Source organism: Tahibacter sp., assembly GCF_032229445.1.
Classification (GTDB): Bacteria; Pseudomonadota; Gammaproteobacteria; order Xanthomonadales; family Rhodanobacteraceae; genus Tahibacter.
Map to the genome: position 1 here is coordinate 44,193 of NZ_JAVTWC010000078.1, position 7,189 is coordinate 51,381.

Annotated in this window: 8 protein-coding genes; 7 read left to right on the forward strand and 1 reads right to left on the reverse strand. The window is 63.1% G+C overall.

The annotated features are described in order from the left end of the window. The first annotated feature begins 165 nt into the window (after positions 1–165). The 4 genes from crcB (at position 166) to RUU78_RS13805 (ending at position 5,142) form a co-directional block, all read left to right on the forward strand. The gene (crcB, locus tag RUU78_RS13790) at positions 166–552 is read left to right on the forward strand and encodes a fluoride efflux transporter CrcB (protein WP_313917524.1); all 387 of its coding nucleotides are present in this window, start codon (positions 166–168) and stop codon (positions 550–552) included. Between the two features lie 113 nt (positions 553–665). After that, positions 666–2,906 carry a DNA topoisomerase IV subunit A gene (gene parC / locus RUU78_RS13795; RefSeq protein ID WP_313917526.1) on the forward strand — a complete coding sequence of 747 codons (2,241 nt, stop codon included), beginning with the start codon at positions 666–668 and terminating at the stop codon, positions 2,904–2,906. 945 nt (positions 2,907–3,851) lie between these two features. Then, positions 3,852–4,640 (forward strand): NYN domain-containing protein, encoded by a 789-nt coding sequence (locus RUU78_RS13800; RefSeq protein WP_313917528.1) that lies wholly within the window; start codon positions 3,852–3,854, stop codon positions 4,638–4,640. Between the two features lie 337 nt (positions 4,641–4,977). After that, positions 4,978–5,142, forward strand: a complete 165-nt coding sequence (locus RUU78_RS13805; RefSeq protein WP_313917529.1) for a hypothetical protein — start codon at positions 4,978–4,980, stop codon at positions 5,140–5,142. 36 nt (positions 5,143–5,178) lie between these two features. Here RUU78_RS13805 and RUU78_RS13810 read toward each other — a convergent pair whose 3' ends face one another. Continuing rightward, complete coding sequence (locus RUU78_RS13810) at positions 5,179–5,382, reverse strand: hypothetical protein (RefSeq protein ID WP_313917531.1); 204 nt, start codon at positions 5,380–5,382, stop codon at positions 5,179–5,181. 386 nt (positions 5,383–5,768) lie between these two features. Between RUU78_RS13810 and RUU78_RS13815 the strand changes: the two genes are divergently transcribed. The 3 genes from RUU78_RS13815 to RUU78_RS13825 form a co-directional block, all read left to right on the forward strand. Further along, positions 5,769–6,050, forward strand: a complete 282-nt coding sequence (locus RUU78_RS13815) for a hypothetical protein (RefSeq protein WP_313917534.1) — start codon at positions 5,769–5,771, stop codon at positions 6,048–6,050. A gap of 529 nt (positions 6,051–6,579) precedes the next feature. Continuing rightward, a complete protein-coding gene (locus RUU78_RS13820; RefSeq protein ID WP_313917536.1) occupies positions 6,580–6,912 on the forward strand; it encodes a hypothetical protein in 333 nt (110 codons plus the stop codon). Positions 6,913–6,939: 27 nt separating this feature from the next. After that, the coding region (locus tag RUU78_RS13825; RefSeq protein WP_313917537.1) for a hypothetical protein at positions 6,940–7,189 on the forward strand (250 nt) is incomplete at its 3' end.

The following is a 7,189-nucleotide window of genomic DNA, read 5'->3' on the forward strand; positions in this document are numbered from 1 at the left end:
GGAATGCGGGCGCTGGGGCGCCGCATTCCACGCGGCGCCGGGCTGGTCATGATGCACCAAGCGCGGCCGGCCTGCGCGGAACAATTGCCGATTGGCGGCCATGACCATCGTCACGCTTGCCAGTCCCGCTAGAATTTGCGCATTCACGGCCGCGGAGTTGCGCACATGTCATGGATATCGGCCGCGGCCATCGGGATCGGCGCCGCCGTGGGCGCCTGGTTGCGCTGGGCACTCGGGGTCTGGCTCAATCCGCTGTTCGCGAACCTACCGCTGGGCACGCTCGCCGCCAACCTCGTGGGAGGGCTGCTCATGGGCGTTCTCATCGGCATCGTGGACGCGCACGCCGACTTCTCGCCGACGCTGCGGCTGTTCGCCGGCACGGGCTTTCTCGGCGGCCTGACCACTTTTTCCACATTTTCAGGCGAGGCGGCGGTGCTGCTCGACCGCGGCGACTACGGCTGGGCCGGCGCGCTCATCACCGCCCATGTGACCGGTTCCATCATCGCGACGCTGGTCGGCCTGTTCCTGGTGCGGTCCCTGTTGCGCGCCTGACTCGACGTTGCCCGCCTGATTCGAAGCGCGGGCCTGAATCCGGCACAATGGCGGTCTTTGCGCCGAGCGATTGGTCAGAACGACCGGTCCGCGCGCCTGGACTGGTCTGAACGATGAGCCTGCAAAGTAATTTCGAACGCATACCGCTCAAGGAATACGCCGAGCGCGCGTACCTTGACTACTCCATGTACGTGGTGCTGGACCGCGCCCTGCCCTTCGTCGGCGACGGGCTCAAGCCGGTGCAGCGACGCATCGTCTACGCGATGAGCGAGCTCGGCCTCGACGCCACCTCCAAGCCGAAGAAATCCGCCCGCACCATCGGCGACGTGATCGGCAAGTTCCATCCCCACGGCGACTCGGCCTGCTACGAAGCGCTGGTGCTGATGGCGCAGTCCTTTTCCTACCGCTATCCGCTGATCGACGGCCAGGGCAACTTCGGTTCCGCCGACGACCCGAAGTCGTTCGCGGCCATGCGCTATACCGAATCCAAGCTCACGCCGATGGCCTCGCTGCTGCTCAGCGAGATCGGCCTGGGCACGGTCGATTTCACGCCCAACTTCGACGGCACGCTGGAAGAACCGTCCTGGCTGCCGGCGCGCGTGCCGCACGTGCTGCTGAACGGCTCGATGGGCATCGCCGTGGGCATGGCCACCGACATCCCGCCGCACAACCTGCGCGAGATCGCGAGCGCCTGCATCCGCCTGCTCGACGATCCCGACGCGACCGTGCGCGACCTCTGCGAGCACGTGCTCGGCCCGGACTACCCGACGCGCGCGGAGATCATCACGCCGAAGGCCGAACTGCAGGCCATGTACGAGAACGGCACCGGCAGCGTGCGTGCACGCGCCGTCTACGTGAAGGAAGAAGGCAACGTCGTCATCACGGCGCTGCCCTACCAGGTGTCGCCGTCCCGGATCCTCGAGCAGATCGCCGCTCAGATGCGCGCGAAGAAACTGCCGATGCTCGAAGACCTGCGCGACGAATCCAACCACGAGAACCCGATCCGCCTCGTGCTGATCCCGCGCTCCAGCCGCATCGACGCCGACGAGATGATGCAGCACCTGTTCGCGACCACGGACATGGAAAAAAGCTATCGCGTCAACCTCAACATCATCGGCCTGGACGGACGTCCACAGGTCAAGAATCTCAAGCAGATCCTCAACGAATGGCTGCGCTTCCGCACCGACACGGTCACGCGCCGGCTGAACCACCGCCTGGCCAAGGTCGAACGCCGCCTGCATATGCTCGAAGGCCTGCGCATCGCCTACCTCAATCTCGACGAGGTGATCCGCATCATCCGCACCGAGGAAGAGCCCAAGCCGGTACTGATCGCGCGCTTCAAGCTCAGTGAGGAACAGACCGACTACATCCTCGAGACCAAACTGCGTCAGCTCGCGCGGCTCGAGGAAATGAAGATCAACAGCGAGCGCGACCAGCTCGAAGAGGAGCGCGCGCGCATCAACGTGATCCTGAATTCCAAGCAGCGCCTGAAGACCCTGATCAAGGACGAGCTCAAGGACGACGTGAAGAAGCACGGCGACGAACGCCGCTCGCCGATCATCGAACGCCAGGTCGCCCAGGCCCTGGACGAAGCCGCGCTCGTGGCCAGCGAACCGACCACGGTCGTGCTGTCGCAGAAGGGCTGGATTCGCGCCGCCAAGGGTCACGACGTCGACCCGGCCGGCATGAACTACCGCGAAGGCGACGCGCTGCAGGCCTTCGCGCGCGGCCGCACCACGCAGCAGGTCGCGATCATCGACTCCACCGGCCGCAGCTACTCCACGCCAGCGCATACGCTGCCCTCGGCGCGCGGCAACGGCGACCCATTGACCGGCCGCTTCGCGCCGCCGCAAGGCGCGCGCTTCGAAGCCATCGCCATGAGCGACGCCGACACGCGCCTCGTGCTCGCATCGGACTTCGGCTACGGCTTCGTCACCCGCTTCGCCAACCTGCTCGGCAACAAGAAAGCCGGCAAGCAGATCCTCAACATCGACGACAACGCCCGCGTGCTCGCGCCCGCCTACGTCGCGGACGCCTCACGCGACCGCATCGTCGTCGCGACGAGCGCGGGCCACCTGCTGATGTTCTCCGTCGCCGAACTGCCCGAACTCGAAAACGGCGGCAAAGGCAACAAACTCATCGAGATCCCGAAGACCAAGCTCAACGAAGGCGAACGCGTCGTCGGTATCACCGTCGTGACCGAAGGCAAGGGCGAAATCACCCTCTACGCCGGCGCGCGCAAACTCACCCTGCGCTGGGCCGACCTCGTCGAATACGGCGGCAACCGCGCCGGCCGCGGCGGCCTGCTGCCGCGCGGACTGCAGCGCGTGGAGCGGATTGAGACGACGGGGTGAGGGACTAGCTTCTTGGACAAAGAAACTAAGATAACCTGATCCTGTTTTTTTCTACCAGCCAGCAGCAGTTTCACGCGGCGTTCGGCATCACTGACTCGGCCCAATGACAGGCGACACTGAGATGGATGAGTTTCGTTTCTTTGCGCTCGGAGAAAGTTTCGATGTTGGAGCGTTCTTAGCCAAGTGTCCGTTGGAACCAAGCTATGTTTGGAGGAAAGGCGAGAAGAAGCGCTACTCGTGTATCGGAACTTCTTACCCAACCAGCGGGCTTGAGTTCAGAATTGGCAATGGAGACAAGTACTCATTTCACGATCAGCAAGGCCTGCTATCGCGTTTATTGAGATGCATCGAGATGTACTGAGTGAGCTATCCGCTTTCCCGGGAGTTACGCACAGTACGCTCGGGCTAGAGTATCCCGTACGGCTTGAGGAAAACGTTCTTGGTTTCTCCATGAACGCTTCAACCAGATTGATGCGTCTACTTGTTGAAGTCGGGTTTGGCCTTACACACTATGTTGTACTTGAGCGCGCAATTGAAGCGGATGGTGCCTAACTGTTCAATGTGGGCTAACGTCCTGGGTAGCGCTCGTAAGCTAAGCTGACGCCGCTTTCGGCGTTATTGTTGTAAAGCAACCAAGCTAGCCTGACCCGGTTTTCGGCGAACCTTCGATACCCGATACATCAGCTGGTTCGAGTGGGGTGAATACCTCGTTCTAGGGGTACTGGCGGTGTCGGCGATGCTCGTGGCTGTGGTGAATCCGCAGCAACGGATTTATCAGCTGGGCGGCGAGAACGATTGATCGCATATGAAGAACGGCGCTTAGTCCCATCGTTGCTTTATTCTTGCGTGCTGTCCGCAATTTGCCGGCGCAGCGCCTGCTTCGTCTCCGTCGCTTGCGCGCCGGAGGCGTAGGCTCCATCGACGAAAACCTTCAAAGGAACACCTATGGCTATTGGTGCCTCCGCAGATGCCCGCATCGCCGTCTTAGTGGACTGCGACAACGTCCCGCCGGACATCCTCGACCACGCGCTGAGGGTTGCCGCTCAGTTTGGGCGGGTCGTGGTGCGGCGGGGCTACGGCAACGCGACCACTTTGGGCGTGCCCAAATGGCGGGATGCGCTGGTCCGCCAAGCCTTTACTCCTTGCCTCCAGTATCACTACGCCGCCGGCAAGAACACCTCCGATCTGGCGCTGGCCCTGGAGGCGATGGAGGTTCTGTTCGACGATCGTGCCGACACGTTCTGCCTGGTCAGCAGCGATTCCGACTTTGCCTACCTATGCCGCAAGCTGCGCGAGCGCGGCGCGACGGTCCACATTGTTGGCGAAAGCAAGACGCCCGACGCGCTCCGGAACGCCAGCGACCAGTTTTTTGAGTGGGCTCCCCTGGAGCAGCCCGCCGCCGAACCAGAGCCCGCGGAGAAGGTCGCGAAGCACGAGGCGCCCGCACCGAAACCCGCCGAGGCCAAGCCAGCCGTCAAGCGGCGCCCGCGATCGGTGGTCGAAGCCGTCGCGTTGCTGACGGCGGACACCTCCGAAGGCAAGGTCAGCCTCAGCGCGTTGGGCAACTACCTCCGCCGCACCGAACCTTCGTTCTCGCCGCAAACCTACGGTCACTCAGGCCTTCTGAGCATGGTGAAGACCTACGACTTGCTCGCGCTCAGCGAGGACAAGGGGGTGTGGTATGTGCGGCTCAGTGCGCAGGCCGCGCCTCAAGGTGCGCCCACTGAAGGATAGGCGTCTCGCTGTTCCGGACGTGAGGAAACCCCGGCTTTCGTGCCTGCTGTCCGCCAACCCTCACCAGGCCAACTCGTCGCCCGAAACCCGCCGCCGCGCACGTGCTCGACGTGCTTTCGATGATCACGCAGCCTTGTTCGCCTGTGAAACGATCCCATGAGGAGCGACGCCACCAATAAGCGCTCCGAACCACGACGCTTACTACGCGCGCCCGCACATTGAGTAGATCATCCTTGCGTCCGACGTCGCAGAAAAATTCCTGAACAACTTCGCGCAGCTGAGACAGAGGGAAGGGGACGACGGGATTACATTCCCTGAGCTGGCGCAGGTGCTGCGCATGACCATGTACCGGCTCGCGACCAACTTGTGCCGAATCCGCGAGGCTTGGGAGCGTTTCCACGCTCGCGGAAACGCCACGATCAAAGCCAAGATGAAGTCGATCTCTTTTGAACTTCAAACCCGCGACATGGCGGCGTTTCGAAACACCATCGCGGCGCAGTAGCGGGGTCAGGTTAACTTCCTGAATAGCGCCAGCACGCTAACCTGACACCGCTTTCGGCTCCCTGACGTAGATGGCTGCTTCCTTGGTGACATCGAGCGGAATCTGGCTCGTGGTCGCGTCAGCCAAGGTCGCCAGCCTTGGCGTGAACCTTTCGCTACCTAACGGGATCTCGCAACTGCCACTCACGCCCGTCGTGAGCGCGACGAGCATATTCCACAACGCATTCTGTTCACCCACCACGGTACAAATCCGCGCCCTTGACGCCGCCTGCTGCCAAGTAAACAATCCGCCCGTTGCCGCCAATTCGGCAACCGGGCTTGGCGGCCCGAACTCTTACGGCGCACACAGCGCCGCAGCGAAGCCGGCGCTTTTTTTGTGCCCGGAATCCATGCGGCGTAGCCTGCTGATTTCTGGCGGCGGTGTGCGGGGAGCCGCAAGGCTCGCCGGTCCGTAAGCCGGCCCGCCAACCCGCACACCGTTCGCCACCCTTTTCGCCGTTCCGGGTGGCGACTCCACGCAAAGGGAGTTGTCATGGAAAATCGGTCTGCAGTTGGCGGCATTGAGCCTTGTCTTTGTTGCCTTGTCCGCATTGGCGGCGTTGTTCCCGTGTCCGGGAGGCGCGCGCCATGACCCGCCACAGTTCGTTCTATCCCCTGCCCCGCGAATTGCCAGCCTGCCAGCCGGTGCTGTTTGCGTATGTGCTCGATACACCGGCGCAGCGTGAGGCGTTGCAGGAAGAAATCATGGATCGCATTACGGCTATCCAGGAACTCTGCGGCACGCTGGCCATGCCGCAGCTGGATGACGCGGATGCACGTTCGCATTTCGGGATGGTCGAAGCGGTGGCGCTGCTGCTTTCGCGCGATGTGCGCGGGATGCTGGAAGCCCATTTCAGCAAGGGTCTGTAAGTCCTTCGCTGCCGGGGCGGCGTTGCGCCGCTCCGGCGTTTCAAGTGGGTTGCGCGCGAAACGACGGTGCCGCGGTACCGGGTAGATGTCTACCGCTGAAACCTCACCCCCGTTCTTCTGCATCGTCGCCTCCGCGAGGGTGCAGGTGGGATGTTCGGCCAGCAACGCCATGACGCGTTCGGGTGTCCCACGTGCTATCTCTGGCGTTTCTACCGGCGGTTCTACCGGCGTTTCTACCGGCGTTTCTACCGGCGTTTCTGATCCGGCCATACCCACAAGCGCGCCGTCGATGGCCTGCTGCAGTGCATCGAAGATCGCATCCAGCAGGAATCCGATGAAGCCCATGCAATCACGGCGGGCGGCGGCCGGGTTCTCAGCGGCAGCCGCCGGCGTCGTGTTGACAGCCATTCGGGGCAGGCGTAGCGTCTGCGCACGTTGCCATAGATGCACTTCTCCACACGGCAACTTACCGCAGTTCAGTTCCGCTTTCGGTTCGACAACCCATGGCCCGCATGGCCCGGAGGTTTTCATGGCAACCGCAAAGAAGGCGACGACGCGTGTTTCCGCCGATGTCGTTTCCGCTGCCGATCTCGCCAAGTCCATCGATGGCGCCATCACGCGCGCCGCGACCCAGTTCAACGTCCCGTCCGGCGGTCCGAGCCTCTCGTTACGTTGGGAAATCGTCGGCCGCATCATGAAAAACATGGAGCCGGCACAGGCACTCGACATTGCCGGACAAGTGACCAAGGCGGTCAACCGCCTTCCAGGCATCGACGCGCAACCGGCGATCTCGCGCGTCAAGGGCGGCATCCTCGTCGGCTTCATCGAACGCTCGCAGATGCCGCGCTCGTTCGGCGAGTGATACCAGGGCCAGGACGGAGTTCGCGCCATGGCCAAGACGATTCCGCAAAGCACCTGCCCCAGCGCCCAGCCGGACATGCGCGATGCGCTCGTGTTCGGCGTCATCAACGGCACGCCGACCGCGCCGCGTGTGGCCTACCTGCGCCGCGATGCCGTCGTGCCATTGGCCGATCTGCCTGACCTCCGGGGACTGCAGCCGGGTCACGTGTTCCGCATCGCTGCGACTGAAGCTGCCCCGCACGGCCGGAGGCCAAGAAGCGATATTCTGATCGCTACTT